The organism is Halobacteriovorax sp. CON-3, assembly GCF_043196995.1.
Lineage (GTDB): Bacteria > Bdellovibrionota > Bacteriovoracia > Bacteriovoracales > Bacteriovoracaceae > Halobacteriovorax_A.
In genome coordinates this window covers 1,643,826-1,663,018 of record NZ_JBEBNA010000001.1, presented here as the reverse complement: position 1 = coordinate 1,663,018, position 19,193 = coordinate 1,643,826, and the positions used below count along the sequence as shown (strand labels likewise).

Annotated in this window: 19 protein-coding genes; 13 read left to right on the top strand and 6 right to left on the bottom strand. The window is 37.5% G+C overall.

Going from position 1 to position 19,193, the window contains the following annotated elements:
- Positions 1-33 precede the first annotated feature (33 nt).
- Positions 34-2,232: a hypothetical protein gene (locus ABMA72_RS07760; RefSeq protein ID WP_392857676.1), complete on the bottom strand. Its 2,199-nt coding sequence runs from the start codon at positions 2,230-2,232 to the stop codon at positions 34-36.
- Between the two features lie 81 nt (positions 2,233-2,313).
- On the opposite strand from ABMA72_RS07760, the gene ABMA72_RS07755 reads away from it, so the two are divergent.
- Positions 2,314-3,483: a hypothetical protein gene (locus ABMA72_RS07755; protein WP_393056704.1), complete on the top strand. Its 1,170-nt coding sequence runs from the start codon at positions 2,314-2,316 to the stop codon at positions 3,481-3,483.
- Positions 3,483-4,274, top strand: coding sequence for a hypothetical protein (locus ABMA72_RS07750; RefSeq protein WP_392857673.1), 792 nt, complete (start codon positions 3,483-3,485; stop codon positions 4,272-4,274). Before ABMA72_RS07755 ends, ABMA72_RS07750 begins: the two co-directional genes overlap by 1 nt.
- Here the strand turns inward: ABMA72_RS07750 and ABMA72_RS07745 are convergent.
- Genes ABMA72_RS07745 through ABMA72_RS07730 form a run of 4 tightly spaced genes read right to left on the bottom strand, consistent with a single transcriptional unit; the run spans position 4,269 to position 7,987 of the window.
- Positions 4,269-5,297, bottom strand: coding sequence for a hypothetical protein (locus tag ABMA72_RS07745; RefSeq protein WP_393056702.1), 1,029 nt, complete (start codon positions 5,295-5,297; stop codon positions 4,269-4,271). The two genes, ABMA72_RS07750 and ABMA72_RS07745, sit on opposite strands and share 6 nt — an antisense overlap.
- A gap of 51 nt (positions 5,298-5,348) precedes the next feature.
- Entirely contained in the window at positions 5,349-6,497 is a 1,149-nt protein-coding gene (locus tag ABMA72_RS07740; RefSeq protein ID WP_392857668.1) for a cysteine desulfurase family protein, read from the bottom strand.
- 37 nt (positions 6,498-6,534) lie between these two features.
- The gene (gene nadA, locus ABMA72_RS07735) at positions 6,535-7,641 is read right to left on the bottom strand and encodes a quinolinate synthase NadA (protein ID WP_021265979.1); all 1,107 of its coding nucleotides are present in this window, start codon (positions 7,639-7,641) and stop codon (positions 6,535-6,537) included.
- A gap of 28 nt (positions 7,642-7,669) precedes the next feature.
- Positions 7,670-7,987, bottom strand: a complete 318-nt coding sequence (locus ABMA72_RS07730; RefSeq protein ID WP_392857665.1) for a rhodanese-like domain-containing protein — start codon at positions 7,985-7,987, stop codon at positions 7,670-7,672.
- Positions 7,988-8,196: 209 nt separating this feature from the next.
- On the opposite strand from ABMA72_RS07730, the gene ABMA72_RS07725 reads away from it, so the two are divergent.
- The 11 genes from ABMA72_RS07725 (at position 8,197) to ABMA72_RS07675 (ending at position 17,628) form a co-directional block, all read left to right on the top strand.
- Positions 8,197-8,970, top strand: a complete 774-nt coding sequence (locus tag ABMA72_RS07725; RefSeq protein WP_392857663.1) for a ParA family protein — start codon at positions 8,197-8,199, stop codon at positions 8,968-8,970.
- 107 nt (positions 8,971-9,077) lie between these two features.
- Positions 9,078-9,959: a ParB/RepB/Spo0J family partition protein gene (locus ABMA72_RS07720; protein WP_392857661.1), complete on the top strand. Its 882-nt coding sequence runs from the start codon at positions 9,078-9,080 to the stop codon at positions 9,957-9,959.
- Between the two features lie 150 nt (positions 9,960-10,109).
- The gene (locus ABMA72_RS07715; RefSeq protein WP_392857660.1) at positions 10,110-10,928 is read left to right on the top strand and encodes a hypothetical protein; all 819 of its coding nucleotides are present in this window, start codon (positions 10,110-10,112) and stop codon (positions 10,926-10,928) included.
- 113 nt (positions 10,929-11,041) lie between these two features.
- Complete coding sequence (locus ABMA72_RS07710) at positions 11,042-12,304, top strand: Glu/Leu/Phe/Val dehydrogenase (protein ID WP_392857658.1); 1,263 nt, start codon at positions 11,042-11,044, stop codon at positions 12,302-12,304.
- A gap of 53 nt (positions 12,305-12,357) precedes the next feature.
- Positions 12,358-12,843, top strand: a complete 486-nt coding sequence (locus ABMA72_RS07705) for a hypothetical protein (protein WP_392857656.1) — start codon at positions 12,358-12,360, stop codon at positions 12,841-12,843.
- Positions 12,844-12,890: 47 nt separating this feature from the next.
- Entirely contained in the window at positions 12,891-13,406 is a 516-nt protein-coding gene (locus ABMA72_RS07700; RefSeq protein ID WP_392857653.1) for a hypothetical protein, read from the top strand.
- 78 nt (positions 13,407-13,484) lie between these two features.
- On the top strand, positions 13,485-13,880 hold the full coding sequence (locus ABMA72_RS07695) for a LexA family protein (protein ID WP_392857652.1): 396 nt from the start codon (positions 13,485-13,487) through the stop codon (positions 13,878-13,880).
- A 7-nt stretch (positions 13,881-13,887) separates the two neighbouring features.
- Positions 13,888-15,159: a Y-family DNA polymerase gene (locus ABMA72_RS07690; protein ID WP_392857649.1), complete on the top strand. Its 1,272-nt coding sequence runs from the start codon at positions 13,888-13,890 to the stop codon at positions 15,157-15,159.
- A 74-nt stretch (positions 15,160-15,233) separates the two neighbouring features.
- On the top strand, positions 15,234-15,914 hold the full coding sequence (locus ABMA72_RS07685) for a hypothetical protein (RefSeq protein WP_392857647.1): 681 nt from the start codon (positions 15,234-15,236) through the stop codon (positions 15,912-15,914).
- 1 nt (position 15,915) lies between these two features.
- A complete protein-coding gene (locus ABMA72_RS07680; protein WP_393056700.1) occupies positions 15,916-16,872 on the top strand; it encodes a DUF2817 domain-containing protein in 957 nt (318 codons plus the stop codon).
- A 3-nt stretch (positions 16,873-16,875) separates the two neighbouring features.
- A complete protein-coding gene (locus ABMA72_RS07675) occupies positions 16,876-17,628 on the top strand; it encodes an alpha/beta fold hydrolase (protein ID WP_393056698.1) in 753 nt (250 codons plus the stop codon).
- Here ABMA72_RS07675 and ABMA72_RS07670 read toward each other — a convergent pair.
- The gene (locus ABMA72_RS07670; RefSeq protein ID WP_393056696.1) at positions 17,610-19,181 is read right to left on the bottom strand and encodes an ArnT family glycosyltransferase; all 1,572 of its coding nucleotides are present in this window, start codon (positions 19,179-19,181) and stop codon (positions 17,610-17,612) included. The genes ABMA72_RS07675 and ABMA72_RS07670 overlap by 19 nt on opposite strands.
- Positions 19,182-19,193 lie beyond the last annotated feature (12 nt).

Here is a 19,193-nt window from a genome sequence, read left to right as displayed (position 1 = left end):
CGCATTGCTTACGTAAAAGTCTGCTGGAACCTTCTAGTAACGTTCTTTAATTAGATACTTTATTAGCGCAAATGATCCATTCTGTGAATAACCATAAGTTGTTTGAAGATTATCTAGGATTTGTTGAATCTCTTTCTTGATATCTTCTTTTAGTGGAATATGACCTTGTACGTCTTTGCCACTCTTTTCAGCTTCAAAGAAGACTAAGTTCTTAGAAATATTCTTAATAACCTTCTCTTGCTCTTGTCTAAATGATTCTTTGAGACGATCCACAACATCAGGAAAGATCTTTAGATAATCAACTTGCTGTCCTGGGTTGTCCAAGTACCAAGCTCCCAGTTTAGAGATAAGATGTGAACGGAATGTTGCAGGGTCTTCTTTTAAAGAAATATTGTTTTCAAATTCTTTAATTTGGTAAGTGTCACCTTCTTCATATTTACCAGTTACTTCATTCTTGATCTTTTCGCCCTTAATAAGCGCATTGATATTTTGGATATATTTCTTTAAATAATCTTCGTATGAACGATCATCAACAAGACCTAGACATCCTCTTAACTGACGATCAAATTGATCAAGGCAGTCTTCATTAATTAATTCAATAAATTTCTGAGGGTTGTGATAGTCACCATGAGCAGACATATTTAAGAAATCATATTCAGACTTCTTATTAATAATTCTTTTAAAGTAATCAAGAACTTCAATAAATGTAATATCTTTATTTAAATCGGCCAGGCGATAGATCATATTTTTAATATCGCGAGGTGAGATACCAAATTTACCTTCATACAGATTATCGAATTCAAATTCAGATTCAACCTTCGAAATATTGTGTTTTAGAAGTTGGGCCTCTTCAACATTAAGGTGCGCAGGAAGCTGGCGATCACTTGAGTAAAGTGCACATTTCTCAAGAGGATTAAGAGTCGTCACAATCGCAGATAATTTCTTATTGTCCTCATAGTGCTTACTCATACATGAGCGAATCCTTGTCATGACTGAAAATTTTGCGATGGCCGAAAGTGATCCTGGCTCAAAGCGGGTACGGTCTTTGATACTATCAATTTGTTTCTTATAGATATCCATTTCGCACTTATAGTCGAGTAGATAAGGGACGCGAATAAATGTAAAACGTCCTTTAAATGAATTAAAGTCAGGGTGTTGTTTAAAAGCTGTTAAGTGAACTTCATTTGATGTTCCAATAAAGAAGATATCAAGCTCTGTTAGAATCCCACCAAGATTGATTGAACCGGACTCCATTGTCATAAGAAGGTACTTGAAAGTATCAAGTGGTCTCTTTAGTAGATCAGAGTATTCTAGAATTCCGCGGTTTGCATGAATCGTTTCACCTGACATTTGAAAGAGGTTTAATGACTGTAGTGATGGAGGTAAAGATGCCAGCCTTTGATCCATTGTAATCTGCTGCATCTTTGCATCAACATGTAGTTGTGGCTCAATTGTCACGGCACTACGAGAGTAGCGACGAGAAACTGTATAACGCTCAACGCGAATATGCTTTAGAACTTCTTCGTGCTTTCCTTTATAATTTTTTAAAAGAGCATCATAGATCATACGATTTCTTTTTGAGAGATCGCCACGTACTAGATACGACTTTTCAATCTCTTCTAATTTCTCTGGCTGATCATTAAACGCTGAGTGAATAAGATCCTTTCTCACTTCTTTTGGAATAAGAAGAAGTGGGTGATCCTTAAGCTCAGAGGCCAAGATGGCCGAGATATCTTTGTCTTCTAATAAAGCATATGAATTTAAGTTAACTGAAGCGTGAGATTGGTTTAGCCCAAGGTTTCCTTTTACGACAGTGTTGATTGGGAAGATCCAGCTAAAAGTGTAAAGGGCGCCTTCATCAGTTTTCGAATAGTCTTCAGCACCTTTCATTAGACGCTTAACAAGTGAGCTTTTTGAAGATCCATTTGGGCCAACGAGTAGAAGGAATTTGTTATTGAATCCTTCTTCCGCGAAGTTTCTTAATTGCTCAATTATTTTTTCTTCGATTTTGTATTGGCCAAAAACTGCTGGGGCATCTTGGTCATCTTTTTGAAAAACATTAAGATGTCCCTGATCATCACGCCCAAAGTAATCCACCATGTCCTGAAGATAGGCCGAAGTTGGTCTTAATTCTCTGTCTGGAAATTTTTTAAAGAGTTCGTAGTAGTCAAAAAATGACATTGTTTCATTTCCGTTAACTTCTAAATCATTTAAACTATCTAACCAATCCATAATCTTCCTTTGAATCCTTTTAACATAAGGGATTTCTAGTTATAATTTTACCATTGATTGGGTGTTACATATAAGTGAGAAATGTTTAAAAAAATAATCTTTACTTCCATTTTTATTCTGAGTGTTGGACTCGGGTATTGGTTTTTTACGAAGAAAAACTTAGGACCTAAGCTTTCAAACGAAGAAATTATCGAAATTGTTAAAACATTGAAGTTTGAATGGGAGAATGCACACCTTGATAAAGAGGGGATGTGTAAGAAACTTAGCTATGTCGATGACCAGTACTATCAATGCTTTCCTGAGTATATGGCCTGCTTACTCGAAAAGAAGCTCGTTAATGTCCATATTAATAAGAAATTAGTACCAATTACGATGAAAGGGAGTTACCGCTACCATCAGATGCCTAGTTATCGCTACTACGACTATACAGTCAAGGCCGAAGGCTTTAGTGAAGATCTTAAGCTTAGCTTCGTGGATAGCTGTCAGGAAGTTTACGTACCACAAAGATATTATCCATTCTTGGCCAATAAGAGGGATGTGACAATTTCATGGGATAACTTCAATCGCAATATTTTTGTTGATAAGTACCATGTTCAAAATTGGGAAGTTCTAAATTGGGCGAAAGCTTCTAAGCATAAACTGGCCCAGCAAGCGGCCGAGAAAATAAAAGAGAGAAATAAGTACTCTTATGCCTACGGCCTATCAATTGATGAAATGGAAGCCTATTGTTCTTTTCAAGGAAAATCAATTTTAAGTGCCCGTGTCTTTGATGCTGTTTCAATTCATCCTGAAGATCTTAATGATACGACAACAAAATACTTAAGAGCTCCTTTCTATCCATGGGAGAGAAAGAACACCAAAACTCTTCTAAATGAAATTCAACGCATGAAAGAGTTTCATATCGATGAGATCACAAAAGAAGAAAGGCTTAAGCTTTGTGAAAAAGATTATTCAAGTGAATGCCTTGATCAAAACTATATTCAAAAAGATAGCAGAAATGTTTCTTGGGCCGGTGTTTATGAAGTCTTTGGTGGCCCACTGGAGTATTTAAGAAATATTATTCATCCTAGTGAAAATATCAAATTGGCCTCATTCTACTTTAGCTGGCATCAAAAAGCTCATCAAACGGGGATGCGAGGCTATTGGGATGGAGAAGGTTTTGGCCTTAATAATATTGCATTTGATCCCTTTACCTCTAGAGAGATTGGCCCTGAGTATAAGATTGCTTTTCGTTGTATGAGGACATTGTAATGAAGATTATTCTAAGTATATTTCTTCTTTTTGGCCTTTTGTCGTGTCAGCAAGAGAAGTTTGACTTTGCAAATGAGCTGGCCTTTACAACAAATTTTGAAATGAATGAACTCTATCAAGGTAGTAAGGGAGTTTATGAACCAAAGAATACGTGGCTTCTTCTTTTTACCTTTAATAAGTATTGCTACTTCTATAAAACCCCTTTTAACAAATCTCTTGGAGAGTCTCGAATCACAAAAAGACAAGCAGGGAAGTGTAGCTTTAGCGATGATGCAATTTATTCGAAAGAGGGAATTAAAGACTTTAAAATGAATCTTCATGTCCAAGAAAAGATAAAGCTTAGTCTTATCATTGATGGAGAAAGTTTTAATTATCCTCTACTTAATCATTCTGTCTCAAAAAAATTTGCCCCTTTTAATAACCAGCTAAAGAAATCATTCTTTGGTAATGTCTACGTTAATGGTGGTTTGGATTACTTAAAAACTAAAACACTAAAAAGTGGAACCCTTTGCCATGGTGTAAATATCGAATGTAAGGATGTGGTGAAGTATAAGTGCGATCTTTGTGAGGAAGGTAGTTACGAAGTTGTCGACTTCAATTGTGCGCAAGGTGGAAGTAAGTATTGTGGAAAGGATAAGTGTGGAACGAAGAACCAACCGGCATGTCCTCGAGGCTATAAGGTTCTTGATACGAAGCTGCCGTCTTTATGCTTCAATGGTTCTCCAGCGGGATTTTGCTCACCGGGACTAAGTACATTTTGTAATGATGAGGGAATTCTAATTTGCCTATAAGATTTCTTTGCCAAAGACAGTAGCAGGCTTAAGCTTTAGACGAGACTTTCTAACATTCTTAATAGCATCAATATCTTCTGGATCAATATAGCAGCTATCAACGGCCTGGTAGAAATGAGAGCAAACTCTAATTTGTTCTGCTTTTACTTCTTTAGTCTTCTTATTAAACCTAACGAGAGTGATAAATTCACCTTGCCCAAGGTTTGAGATAATAGGATAGCCCGACACTTGCATATGAGGCTCAAAACTATTTCCTGTAAAAATTAAATCAAATGTATCTGGAGGGAGTCGCTTAAGTATCTTCTCGGTTGTTTCCTTATCTAGAGAGCAATTCTTAAACTTGTAATCAATCTTATCGCTGCACTCTGTGTGAGAGTGTAGGAGAGCAATATTAAGATCGGTTTTTCCTCGAAGTTGTTTTTTAATTTCAATAACTCTAGCGACAATATCGTCAAAAAGGATACCTTCTAGGCCATCCTCTTTCTTTAGTTTTGGCTTATAAGGTGTAAGCCCAATGATTCCTACTTTAATTCCACCAACTTCCTTAATGATATATTCTTGGTTCCCGTATTGAGTAAAAGCCGAGTTCGTATCGAGGGAGATAAGATTAGAGTTCACAAATGGAAGCTCTCTTGGAAGTAGACTACTTTTTAAATTAATTAACTCATGATCAGATAATAAAATTGCATCGTAATTAAAGTTGGCCATTTGGTTGAGGATTAACTCACCGGCCAGGTCATATTCTTTTTCTAGAATTTGACCACCATCAATTAAAACAAGATTACTAAGCTTCTCTCTAAGGGCCGAAATAAATTTATAAAGAAGTGCATCTCCACCGAATTGAATCTTTGAAGAAACAATCAATTCATCATTATGAGACTCAACTTTTGAATTTAAGTTAGAAGTATAAGCAAAGTAGATAGTGTCTGAGTCTTGTTTAGACAGAAAGCTCTTTTCAGCTTTCATATAGCTATACTTTCGAGAGCTATCACTACAAGAAGTGATAACTCCGATAAGTATCAATATAGATATTAGTAGTTTGTTTTTTTTCAAGTTCTAGTAACTTCTCAAGCCTTAGTAGCTTTTAATTTTTGATAGTTTTTCATATGCAATTGTAAGTGCATTTTCAATTCTATCATAGAGGGCCGGTTCGTTACATAGCCCTAAAGAAATTCTCACCACGCCACGACCAATATCGTCAGTTACTCCCATGGCCTTAAGAACTTTAGATGTCTGAGGATTATTGTCAGAACATGCTGATGAAGTTGTTACATAAATTCCTTCTGACTCAAGCTCCATCTGAACAGCTTGACCGTGGATTCCTGGATATGAAAGATATGTTGTTGAAGAAAGTCTTGGCGCTTCTTCTCCAATGATAACAACTTGTGGAAATTTAGCTTTTATATTTTTTTCAAACTCTTCACGTTTGCTATTAATAGCATCGTGCTTTTGTAGGTTATTCATCGAATAAGTAAGTGCTACTGCAAGAGTTTCATTACCTAGGTAGTTCTGCGTTCCACCACGTAGACCTTTCTCTTGACCGCCACCAATGATAAGTGGCTTTAAAGTTGTTGGGTCTTTTGCAATTAGAATACCTGAACCAGTCATTCCACCAATTTTGTGACCAGCTACGACTGCATAATCAATACCTGACTCTTCAAAGTTAAAACAAGTTTTTCCTATAAATTGAGTCGTGTCACAAAGGTAAGCTACACCTTGTTCTTGGCAGATTTTTGCAATGTCATTATAAGGCTGGATAACACCAGTTTCATTATTGGCGGCCATAACTGCAACAAGTGCAGTATTGTCGTCGATATGATTGATAAGGTCTTCAATATCAACGATACCATTTGGCTTTGTTTGAAGTGTGTAAACTTCACAACCAAAATTCTCAGCATAGAATTGAGCATTGTTGCTTACCGCTGAGTGCTCAATTCCTGAGATGATAATTTTCTTTTTTGTATTATTTAAAAGAATAGACTGAAAAACAGTAGAGATCCCTTCAGTTGAACCAGAGTTAAAAACTAGCTGACTCATGTGCGCACCTAAAAGCTTGGCACAAACTGAACGAGCATTCTCCATAGCAACTTTTACGCGAGTGCCGACGTGGTGAGTGGCATTTGGGTTAGCAAATGGCCCCTTATTAAGTCGGTTGATAATATACTCTTTAACTTCATTACAAATTGGAGCACTTCCATTGTAATCAGCGTAAATCTCTTGCATGTTGTCCCTCTTCTTCTTTTCTTGTGTATTAAACCTATTACTTACTCAGTTCAAGCATCTTATTAAGTGCTTTTAATGAGTACTCTTTTGTTTTTTCATCTACTTTAATTATGTTTATAGGTTTATTTTCCTTAATTGCTCTAAAGCTGGCAAGTAGCCAACGAGGTCTAACTCGATACATTGTTGTACACAAACACTGGTAAGGTGACAGTGAAGTAATTTCTTTATCAGGGAAATCGTTCGCTAATCTGTTTACAAGGTTGATTTCAGTACCAACGGCAAACTTAGAACCGGCCGGCGCATCCTTAATCTTATTAATGATGTAAGCAGTCGATCCGTTATCGTGTGCTGCTTGTACAACATCAAAGTTACATTCAGGGTGAACGATAACAGTTGTATCAGGCTTATCTTTTTTAATTTGTTCAACTTGAGTTGCAGTAAAGCCTTGGTGAACAGAACAGAATCCGTACCATAGAATGACTTTTGCATTATCGATTTGCTCAGCAGTCAATCCACCATTAAGCATATTTGGGTTGTAAACAACCATATCTTCTAGTGGAATTCCAAGATCAAAACAAGTGTTGCGACCTAGGTGTTGATCAGGGAAGAAAAGAAGCTTTTGTCCTTGATCAAATGACCACTTAATAATGTTATGTGCATTTGATGAAGTACAAATTGTTCCATCATTTTCACCAACAAATGACTTTAACGTTGCCGCACAGTTGATATAAGTGATTGGGATGATCTTATCGTTAGTTGATCGTTGCATGAAGGCCCATGCTTTATCGATCTCTTCACGATTTGCCATGTCGGCCATCGAGCATCCCGCTTGCATATCAGGAAGGATTACATGTTGATCTTCAGAAGTTAGCATATCAGCTGTTTCGGCCATAAAGTGGACGCCACAAAAAATGATATAGTCTTTATCAAGTTTAGCAGCATCTTGGGCAAGCTTAAGCGAGTCACCTTTATAGTCTGCAAACTCAATAACATCATCTTGTTGATAGTGGTGACCAAGAACCACAACTTGATCCTTAAGTTCTTCTTTGATCTTTCTTAACTCAACTAGTACTTCTTCATCTGATAACTCCTCTTGAGAAATTATCGGACGGTGAACTTCTTCTTTTCCGAATAGATCTAACATTTTTCTTCCTTCTCGATTTTTAAATAAGTTATTTGATTGGGTAACCGCTTTCGCCCCAAGCAAGGATTCCGCCTTCAAGGTTGTATAGGTCTTCAAAACCTTCCTCTAGTAGAAATTGACATGCTGTTAAGCTTCTCTTTCCACTACGGCATTGAACAACGATCTTTTTTGACTTATCAGATAGGTGACTTCCAAATTGATTTGCGAAATCAGATAGAGGAATAAAGATTGCGCCATCAATATGGCCAGCATCCCACTCATCTTGTTCGCGACAATCTACTAAGATTAGGTCTGTATTCTTGTCCATTAAATCTTTTAATTCACCAACTTCCATAAAGTTAATCATTGTGTCATCTCCTTATATAATTGACGTTTTGGAATTTAAAACATTCTGGCCAACCTGTCACCTGAACATCCTTAAAATTGATTCCAGTTCGTGTTGCGCTAAGTTAAAAAAAATGTTTTATCAGGTATTTGACGTTGCGTGATAGTTTTCTTAACATTTTATATAGATAGTCTTTTATTACGGTCAAAGGGATGACCGAGGGAGCTTACATGGAAGTTATTACGGTTGCAAATAACAAGGGTGGTGTTGGAAAAACAATGCAGTGCTACCAATTAGCGACACACTTAGCTAATAAAGGGAACAAAGTACTTGTTATTGACCTAGATTCACAGGCCAATCTAAGTTCAACTTTTAATCTACAAATTCACAGAACTCTTATTCCTGAGTGGTTAATCGGTGACGTTACAATTGAAGACGTTATGGTTCCATCAGAAGGTAAGGGAAAATTTCATAAGAATATCACTGTTATTCCATCAAGCCGTCATATGGCCAATCTTTCTAAACTACTAATCCTTTCAGAAGGTGAGATTAGAAAGGAAGCTGGTCGTAAGGAAAGGCTTATGAGACTTAGACTTGAGCAAGCTCAAGGAATGTTTGATTACGTTGTAATTGATACTCCTCCAATGCTTGGTGATGAACTTATTATGGCACTAGTTGCTTCTAATAGAATTCTTATCCCAACGCAAGCACAGGACTACTCAATTGATGGCCTAGAAGAGTTAATGGATACTTTTGAAATTATTAAAGAAACTGAAAATCCATCACTGGAATTTTCAATTATTCCATCAATGGTTAATACTAGAAGAAAAATTGAAAGACAAAGACTTGAAGAACTTGCTCAGTCTTTCAATATTACGCCACCAATTAGAAATCTTGTTCAAATGCAAGAATCAATTTCGTTAAGAAAACCTATCTGTAAGATGGGGAAAAAGTCTCGTGGTCATGGTGACTACACGGCACTTTGGGAATCATTAAATCTATAATCTATAATTTTTGAGACACATGGATGTGTTTCGCTTTTAAAGGGGCCATGTGTGTGTGACTGGCCCTCTTTAAAGGAAAACAGTCTCAACATAGGGAAGAGGAATTTATGGCAAAAGACTTTGCTCCAAGAGTTTCTAAAAGAAAAAGAAAGACAATCGATCTAACTGAAGGTCTCGATAGTAAAGTAGTTGAAAGACTATCAGGTGACCGCCTTCTTCAGGGCGCAAAACTTGATGAGGTTTTTCTAAAAGAAATCGTTGTTAAAGAACAGGTAAGAACAAAGTTTAATGATAGTTCTTTAAAAGAGCTTTCGGAAAATATTAAACAAAACGGTCTAATTCAACCGCTTGTTCTTCACAAGGATAAACTTGGTAGACTTGTTCTAATCTGTGGTGAGAGACGTTATCGTGCCATGACACTTATTAATAAAGAGAAGTGTCCTTGTTTCATTCTTGATAAGAAGTCTGAACAAGAGTTAATGGCAATTCAATTCTCTGAAAACTCTTCAAGAGAAGCGCTTCACTATATTGATAAAGCCGACGGTATTTTAAATTACCAAAAGGCAACGAAAGCAAGTGAAAGAAAGATCCAAGCTGCACTTGGTATTTCAAAATCAGAAGTACACCGTTCTCTAATGATTGCTAAAATGGGCAAGAAAATTAAGGAAGCGGCAAAAGCATTTAATATTGAAAAGTACGTTCTTCTTGAGCTTGATGCTCTTGAAAAAGGTGCTCTAAAAACTAAGCTGACTAAGATGCTTTATAAAGGCGAACTAACTAAGAGAGCTGAGCTTAAGAAGGCCATTAAAGATGGTGGTGTTCTAAAAGCTGGTAAAGTTAAAAAGGCACCTAAAGTTCCTAAGGGACTAACGGCAAATGCTTTCATCAAAACACTTAAGTCACAGGCAAAAACGAAAAAGCTTGATAAAGAAACACAAGCACTTCTAAACCAACTTCTAAAAGAAACTCAAAATATCGTCGATATGTAGTTAATAGATTTTAAATTTAATAAAAAGTAAGAGAGCGAGGCATAGTCCTCGCTCTTCTTTTATATTTTCTTAGCCTAAGTTTGACTCTTGGCATCACCATTGCAAGTTATAATACAGAAGAGACATTACTCAACGTAATTTAAGGGACTTATGATGGTAAACAAGGCTAAAATCTACACACACTGTTCAAAATTTATCCAATTTGGCTTGTTAGTGTTCACAATTCAGGCATCCGCAAGTGATATTTCACTTTTTAAGTCATTCAACCCAAGAGTTAAGGTCGCCCAGGCCAAGGCCCGTACACCGCAGAGCTTTTATGCAGATGTGGATTATACGCCAAAGCCTGAAGAATATAAGACTTTTCTCGATTACGTCTTTGTTTACGATAGAGCTGGTGTTCTTCAGCGAATGTCTAATCACTATCAACAGCTGCAAGAGCGTGATGAATATGTAAAGAATTGGGATCTTTCTACGACAACTATGTATCGTCTTTCAACAATGGATGAGAGAAAGCGCTACTTTAATAAGCAATTTTTAAAGTATATCGACAAGAGAATTTCAGGTTCGATTAAGGCCGCAAAGAAAGGCTCAACAATGGCCGCTGTTGGAAATATGAAAGATACACTTTCTCCAAGTTCAGAAGCTGAGCTACTTCCAAATTTTAAAGTTAAGTTTAGAGCAAAGGTTTTAAAAGGCCTTGCAACGATTAAATTTGTAAATCCATATCTCGATGCAAACACACACCTTTCTCTATCTGATGGCGTGACAATGCAATTACAGAAAAAGTTCAATGATAATCGCACGATTGCTTCGATTGATTATAACCCTGCTGGGACGACGGTAGAATTATATGTTGAACAGGCCATTACAAATAACTTAAGGGCCAGAGCGTCTTCAATCGATATGGTTGGGGGAAGTAACGCTGATCATGTGTTTCGCGTCAATTATCATGCACCATTCAATTTCTAATTAACCGAATTAGCCAAAAAAAGTCAGCTTTTGCCTCAACCAAAAGCTGGCTCATCCGTTATATTTGAAGTAAATTAGTCATTATTTTACACGCTTAACGGAGTTATTAAAAAATGAGCAATCTTCTAGATAATCCACTATACCAGGATGCCATTGCGCAATTAGAAGAATCTTCAGCGATTATGGGACTAGACCCAAACGTTGCTGACAGACTTAAACACCCAAAAAGAGCACTTCAAGTTGCAGTTCCTATTCGTCTAGATGACGGTACTGTTAAGACTTTTCAAGGATTCAGAGTTCAGCACAACATGACTCTTGGACCTGGAAAAGGTGGGGTACGTTTTCACCCAGGTGTAGACCTAGCAGAAACAGCAGCTCTTGCGATGCTTATGACTTTTAAATGTGCCCTTGTTGGTCTACCACTTGGTGGAGCAAAAGGTGGGATCTGTGTTGATCCAACAAAACTTTCTCGTCAAGAACTTCAAGGTTTAACGAGAAGATACACAACTGAAATTAATATGATTATCGGTCCAACGATTGATATCCCTGCTCCAGATATTGGAACTGACGGACAAACAATGGCGTGGATGCTTGATACATACTCACAGCTAAAAGGTTATACTGTACCAGGTGTTGTTACAGGTAAGCCAATTACTGTTGGTGGTTCTCTTGGTCGTAGTGAAGCTACAGGTAAAGGTGTTGCATTCTGTGTAAACTTTGCTGCAAAGAAACTTGGAATGAATATCGATACGAATACAACTGTTGCAATTCACGGTTGGGGTAAAGTTGCTGTTCCTGCAGCACAAGACCTAAGCGCTCAAGGTGCAAAGATCGTTTCTGTATCTGATGTTTCAGGTGCAATCTATGATCCAAATGGTTTAGATATTGAAAAAGCAGTTAATTGGGCCAAAAATGGTGGCCTTCTTGCTGATATGGAAGGTGTTGAAAAGATTTCTAACGAAGAACTTTTTGCTCTTGATGTTGATATTCTAATTCCAGCTGCAATCGATGGTGTTATCACTGAAAAGAATGCTCACAATGTAAAAGCTAAGATCATTGCAGAAGGTGCAAACGGTCCACTTAATAAAGCAGCAATTGATATTGTTACTAAGAATGGTTCATTCCTAGTTCCAGATATTCTTTGTAACGCTGGTGGTGTTATCGTTTCTTACTTTGAGTGGGTACAAGGTCTACAGAACTTCTTCTGGGATCTTTCAGAGATCAATAAGAAACTTCACGACATCCTAAAAGATGCTTTCGAGAATGTTTACGAAGCTCACCAGAAATATGAAATCGATATGAAGAAGGCCGCTTTCGTTGCCGCTCTAAGAAGACTAGAGAGAGCAATGAGACTTAGAGGTCTTTTCCCAGGTTAATATTTATATGACAATTATAGGCGCGTCCTTGTAGGGCGCGCTTTTTTTTTATTATGAAATATATTGCAACACTTCTTTTTACATTCTGTTGTCTTGCTAGTGTCACTAGTGAGCTTGTTACGGGCGCTGATCGTAAAGTTTTCAGCTACGCAAAGGTGTGCGAATTCTTTGGTGTAAAAGATGCAATGTTAATGAGTAAATCTTCCTCAACTAAGATTGATTGCATGGGCAAAGAATTTGAAATTGTAAAATTCTGCGAGTCCAAGTTTTCAAAAAAATTAAACTATACAAAAGCACGCTTTGATCTTGTTGATGGGAAAGTATCTTGTCACTTTTCTGATACTGTTATCCTCGAGTTGGTTTGCAAGGACAAGTATGAGAAGTTTTGTAAGGATGCTAAAGGTTCATGTGAGAACCTAAAGAAAGACTTCGCTCACTCTCTAGAAGTTTCTTCAGCGATGATTCTAGAAATTTACCCACCTCATTTAAAATGTTTTTACCAGTCAAAAGCTAAGATCCCTAATTCTAGTAATTTATAATTTCTAATTCTTTCACACCTCTTGCACTTCTAGTGGTAGGAGGGATTATGCACAAGCAAATGCTAGGTCTTCTACCTCTTGGAGGTAAGGGACATTTAACAGAACTTTATGGTTATGCTTCAAAGGGAGTACCTGGTCTTGAAATCGTAGGTCTTGGGCCAAAGGGGAAGTCTATTAAAGAAAAATTTATTTTTCTCTCTAAGAAGTACAACTTAAAGATCTCACCGAAGCGCTATGTTCTTTGCATTGATGATAATATGGTTTTGGCCTCTTTAAGTTCTAAAGAAGAACTCTATCGCTGGCTTGAATTGCCACTTTTAATTCTTTACTGGTCGATGGCCGGGGTCCTTCCTATACAAAACTTAAATGACTGTCTTTGTGCAGGAAGAATCTCAACACGGGGAAAGATCGAGCCATTTCGATTTGATGAAACATCACAGGCCTTCTTAGAAAGATTAGATGCTATGAGCTTAAAAGTAATTGCAAGCTACACTCAGGATCTTCGAGGACTTACGTACTTTATTCCTCTTGATGAGATCATAAAGTTTCCAGATGCTTCGTAAGCTATCGTAATTATTTGCCATGTCGGAAAGTAATTCTTTTTCTTGTGCGTAAGTTGTGCGTAAGTTATACTAACTTTCATGGAAAAGAAAATTAGAGCAAAACTACCGATTGCAAATTGTGGACTCTTTGGAATCAGTGAGGATCACATACAAAATTATCAATCTTTAGATGATCGTTTTGTACAGAATCGTTCTGCGACATTTTTCTTTGAAGCACAAGGTGACTCGATGGAACCACTGATTATGCCCGGTGACGTCCTGGTTATCGATCGTTCTTTAGAAGTAAGGAGTGGTCGAGTTGCCGTGGTTTATCTGGACGGAGAGTTCTTGTGCAAGAGATTCATTAGACAAGATGGGGAAACCATTTTGCGCTCACACAATCCTCTGCATCGAGACATTATCATCTCTGAAGAGATGGACTTCTTGGTGTGGGGGCCAATTGTGGCCGTGGCCCGTGACATGAAAGAGTTGTGAGGCCTTTATGGAAAAAGTGTATGCGCTGGTGGACTGTAATTCCTTCTTCTGCTCTTGTGAAAGATTATTTCGACCTGGATTAAGAAATAAACCTGTTGGTGTCTTATCAAATAATGATGGGTGCTTTGTCTCTCGCACTCCTGAGCTTAAGGCCTTGGGAGTAAAAATGGGGGACCCATACTTTAAAGTAAGGAGGCTTTGTGAGTCACACAATGTTCATGTTTTTTCTTCTAATTTTTCTCTGTATACAAATATCAGTGATCGGGTAATGCACGTTCTCGCAACCTTCGCTCCATCGATTGAGATCTACTCTGTTGATGAAGCCTTTATTGATTTAACTGGTGTAAGCGGAGATTTAAACGAATACTGTCAGCGTATTCGCCAAACAGTTTTTCAGTGGACTGGGATTCCCGTTAGTATTGGTGTTGCACCAACTAAGACTCTTGCGAAGGTGGCCAATCATATTGGCAAAAAGTCACAGAAGGCCCAAGGTGTCGTTTGTATTTTAGATGAGAAGTTGCAGGATATTGCTCTTCAGCGCACACCGATTGAAGACGTTTGGGGAGTCGGAAGAAAGAATAGTATTAAGCTTAAAAGTATTGGTGTGAAAACAGCATATGATTTTAAGAAATTTAAAAATACTCATGTTATCCAAAAGCTTCTAACAAAATTAGGGCGTATGACCCAAGATGAACTGCGAGGAATTACTTGCTTTGAGCTAGAAGAGGCCCAGCCTAAGAAGAAGGAAATTCTTTGTTCTCGAAGTTTTAGCTCAAGTGTTGTGGACTTAAAAAGTTTACGAGAGTCAGTAGCAAATTATGTCACAAATGCTAGTGAGAAGATGCGTAACCAGCAAAGCCTATGCTCAACAATTGAAGTGTTTTGCTTAAGCGATCCACATAAGGTTGATCAAACTCCTTACTATGGAAGAGATAAGGTAAAGCTTCTTGGCCCAACAAGTGACACAAGAAAAATTATTAAATACGCATGGGCGGCCCTTGATGATCTCTTTCGTATGGGAGTCTGCTTTAAGAAGGCCGGGGTTAAGTTAGGAGAGTTTTCTGATTCAGAGATTGTTCAACAAAGTCTCTTTGAGGAATTGGATGATCCACGAAGTGTGAAACTAATGGAAGTTATTGATAAGATAAACCGACGAGAAGGCAGCGGCATGGTTAGGTCCATGGCATGTGGAGTCGACAATCAAGCTTGGAAGATGAGACGAGAGATGGTTTCGCAAAGATATGTGACGGGTTGGGCCCAACTACCAAAGTGCTCATAGTTGTTTTAAAAGAGTGCATGGCGTTAATTGTGACTATTATTGCCTTTGGTCGAAGAGGTGACTATAATGGCGAAATGAGCATATTTAAAGACAAGATTAATATATTTGAAGCAGTAGTGTTAACATCAATCGCCCATATGGTAATTTTTGGGATGTATTTTGCAAGTGCAAACCCTGAGTGGTTTTCGGGTGTCTATACCGTTGAGGATGGATTCTTAGAAGTACAGCAGGCCATCTATTTATTACTTGTTTCATTTGTCTGTCTATGGCGCTACTTTAAGTTAAAAGGTACGAAGCCAAAGTTATTCTCTTTTGCACTTCTTGGATTTGCTGCCCTTTTCTTCTTTGGGTTTGGAGAAGAGATTGCTTGGGGACAGAGAATTTTCAATGTTGCAGCACCTGAGTTCTTTCAGCAGTACAATACGCAAAATGATATTACACTTCACAACTTAAAGTTTGGTGACTTTAAAGTTAATAAAATTATCTTTGGTCTTATCATTGGAATTATCGTTGGGGTTTATGTATTAATTCTTCCGTTCTTATATAGAGCAATTGGATTTATTCAATACCTCGTTGATGACTTTGCCGTTCCTGTTCCAAAGTTAATGCACTCATTCTTTTACCTACTAATGTTTATCTTAGTAAGTCTAATTGATCATGGTAAAAAAGGTGAAGTTGGAGAGCTTGTAGGATGTGCAATGTTCTTCGTTATCTTCTTATTCCCTTATAACGACAAGACTTTCCAGAGGTCGTAAGATGAAGGACTTCGATGAGTTAAATGCCATAAGCGAGTTAACTAATATCGAAGATCCTCTAATTCGTTGTCGAGAAATTACCCGAATCAATCACGAAGGTGATAGCTACCCAATTCATAGCTTTGAAATTGGCAGCACTGATACTAGTGCTCCTGTTCTAGGTTTATTTGGTGGTATTCACGGACTTGAAAAAGTCGGTACTCAAGTTGTCGTGACATATCTTTCTTCACTATTTAAGCAGCTTTCTTGGGATGAGGAATTAAGACGAAGTCTAGAGAAATTTAGAATTGTATCCATTCCTCTAATCAATCCATGGGGGATGTATCACCACCGTCGCTCTAATCCCAATAATGTTGATCTCATGAGAAACTCACCATCACGAACTCATGAGAAGACTAAATTTCTACTTTCTGGTCATAAACTCTCAGAGAAGCTTCCTTGGTATCAGGGAAATAGCGAGCAAATGGAGCATGAACTTCAAACCCTTGTGGACTATGTAAGAGAGCATATCTTCTCTTCTCAACGTGCTATCTCCGTGGACTTTCACTCAGGCTTTGGTCTTAGAGACCGTCTTTGGTATCCGTATGCTCGAACGCTTACGCCATTTAAGCATATAACGGAAATGGAGAATCTAGAGTACCTATTAAATGAAACTCATCCTCATCATATTTACCGAGTTGAGCCGACTTCTGAGAGCTATACGATTCAGGGTGATGCTTGGGATTACCTATATGATGAGTATATAGCGAAGAATCCAGACGGAGTTTATCTTCCGTTAACCCTTGAGATGGGAAGTTGGATTTGGGTTAAAAAGAATCCATTACAGATTTTTAGAAGAGGAGGTTTATTTAATCCTCTCAAATCTCATCGTTATGATCGAACGATGAGAAGGCATATTATGTTAATCAAATTTCTCTTTCGAGCTGTTGGAAGTTCAAAGGCATGGGTGAAAAGGTAAGTTATGAATTGGTTACTTCTTAGGGGCTTAGCAAGAGATAGTCGTCACTGGTATGAATTTCCAGAATATGTGGAAAAAATGAAGGGCACACAAAAGGTCTTTGCCATTGATTACTTAGGTGTTGGTAGCAAGAACGAAGAGAAGTCTCCTTTAAAAATTTCTGATTATGTGGAAGATATGAGAGATGAATGGCTCAAGCTTAAAGAAGAAAATGAGGGCCCATGGAGTGTTATTGGTATTTCAATGGGGGGAATGATGGCCCTCGATTGGTGTGAGCGCCACGCCGATGACTTTGAGCATGCGGTTCTTTTAAATACTTCAACGAGTGATTCTGGAAAGATCTATCACCGTATGTCTATTGAGGCCATGAGAACGTTTTCAAAACTTGTTTTTAATAAAGATCACCGCGAGCGTGAACGAAAGGCCCTTTCATTAACAGTTAAAATGAAAGAGTTATCTGATGACTTACTTGATGCTTATGCAGCTTACTTTGAAGAGAGGCCACTTAATCGAGTTAACTTTGTTAGACAATTAATTGCGGCGTCTCACTATCGTCTTCCAAAGAAAATAAAGGCCGATATTTTATTACTTGCAGGAAAGCAAGACAAGCTGGCAAATTATAAATGTAGTGTTGAAATTTCAAAAAGGCTTGGTGCCACGCTTGAACTTCACGAACAAGCGGGACACGATTTACCTATTGATGATCCAGAGTGGATCATAAAGAAGATTGAAGAACATTACTTTGATAGTAAGTAAACTTCTTCTTTTAATGGTTCATAAGAGCGTGCTTTAAGGGCCGCCTTAATATGAGGCCACTTTACTCTTCTTTTCCATTTTTGCCACTTTGCAAGAGTTCTAAGATCCTTGCGATATTCAAGTGGAGTTTTTGATTCAGCAGTAATCACAACAGCATTCTTCTTTTCTAAGAAAGTTGCAATTTGACTATATTTAATCGGCTCGACATTCATCTCTAATGTTTGTTCATGAAAATAAGAACGACGATCAACTAGTGCCACTGTCTTATCTTTAAAAAGGCCATGAGCGGCTTGTGGAACTGGTAAAATATAGAATTGTGAAGCAACAACTGACCAAAGAAAAATTAAACAAAGTCCCATTGTATTGAAAGCAATAAGCATTTTCTTTTTGAAAATAAAAATATTTGTCACAATAATAAGAGAAACAAATAGTAAGTTAGCAACGATTGTTACTCCATCCGAAAAATACAGTAGGAGAAAACCAACGGCCAAGAAGAGTAGGTTGATTGGTAAGAAGATTAAAAGAATACCTTTTGCCTTCTCTCTAATGGTCTCTAGGTCAATTTGTAATAGCATAAACGCCATTAAAAAGGGAATCGATGGGATTGCATAGTGATGCGATCTTTGTGATGGAATTAACCAAGTGATAAAGAAACATAGAAAATGGACAAAGAAGAAATATGTTTCATCATTTAGGACTTTGAAATTCTCTCTAACTTTTTTCCAAGCAAATGGAAGAACAAGTAGCCATGGTAGTGCATATAGAATAAGGCCCTGGAATACCTTAATCATTGGCATTGGCTTTTGATCAAATTTCCCAACATTTTCTCTTACAAAGAAGTAATTAAAGAACTCTTCTCCATAGTTTAAATAACTAATGTAGTACCAAAGACAACTTAGGACTGTAATTGAAAGAAAGTAGAAAAAGCACTCTTTAATGATAAAGCGCTTTTCTTTCTTGAATAAGAAGACTTGATAAAGTGACATGGCAAGAAAGCTCATGACAATTGTAACAGGCCCTTTTATTAGCGCAGCTGCTGCTCCAAAGAGAACTGCCCAGATAAAGTATTTCTTTGCTTTTGTTTTTAAGTAGTCAAAAAGAAAGAGTGAACTAATAAATGGAAGAAGCGATAGTGATGTCTCCATCATAAATGTTCGGCCAAACTTGATTGCACCATAACTTCCTAAGAAGAAGGCAAGTGACAAGAGTGGTTCAACACTAAATCTTCTCTTTAACCAAACTGCCGCTAAAATTCCCAGGGCGATTGTTAAAAATGCCATAGAAGCACGAGCGCCTGTTAGAGACGATTCTCCCATTAGTACATAAATCGGAAACGGAAGCCAGAAGTGAACTGGTGGTTTCGACCAATGTCTTTCTCCGCGGTAGTGAGGAGTCATTATATTATTTGTGTCATACATCTCTTGTGAGATCTGAACATATAATGATTCAGTTCCTTGTCTTGGAGCACTGATATTTCCAATATCCCAGAAGTAGAGAATTGAAAAAAGGAATGTGAAAATAATAAATAATTTTTTATTTGAAATATTTGTCATACTTTTAAACTT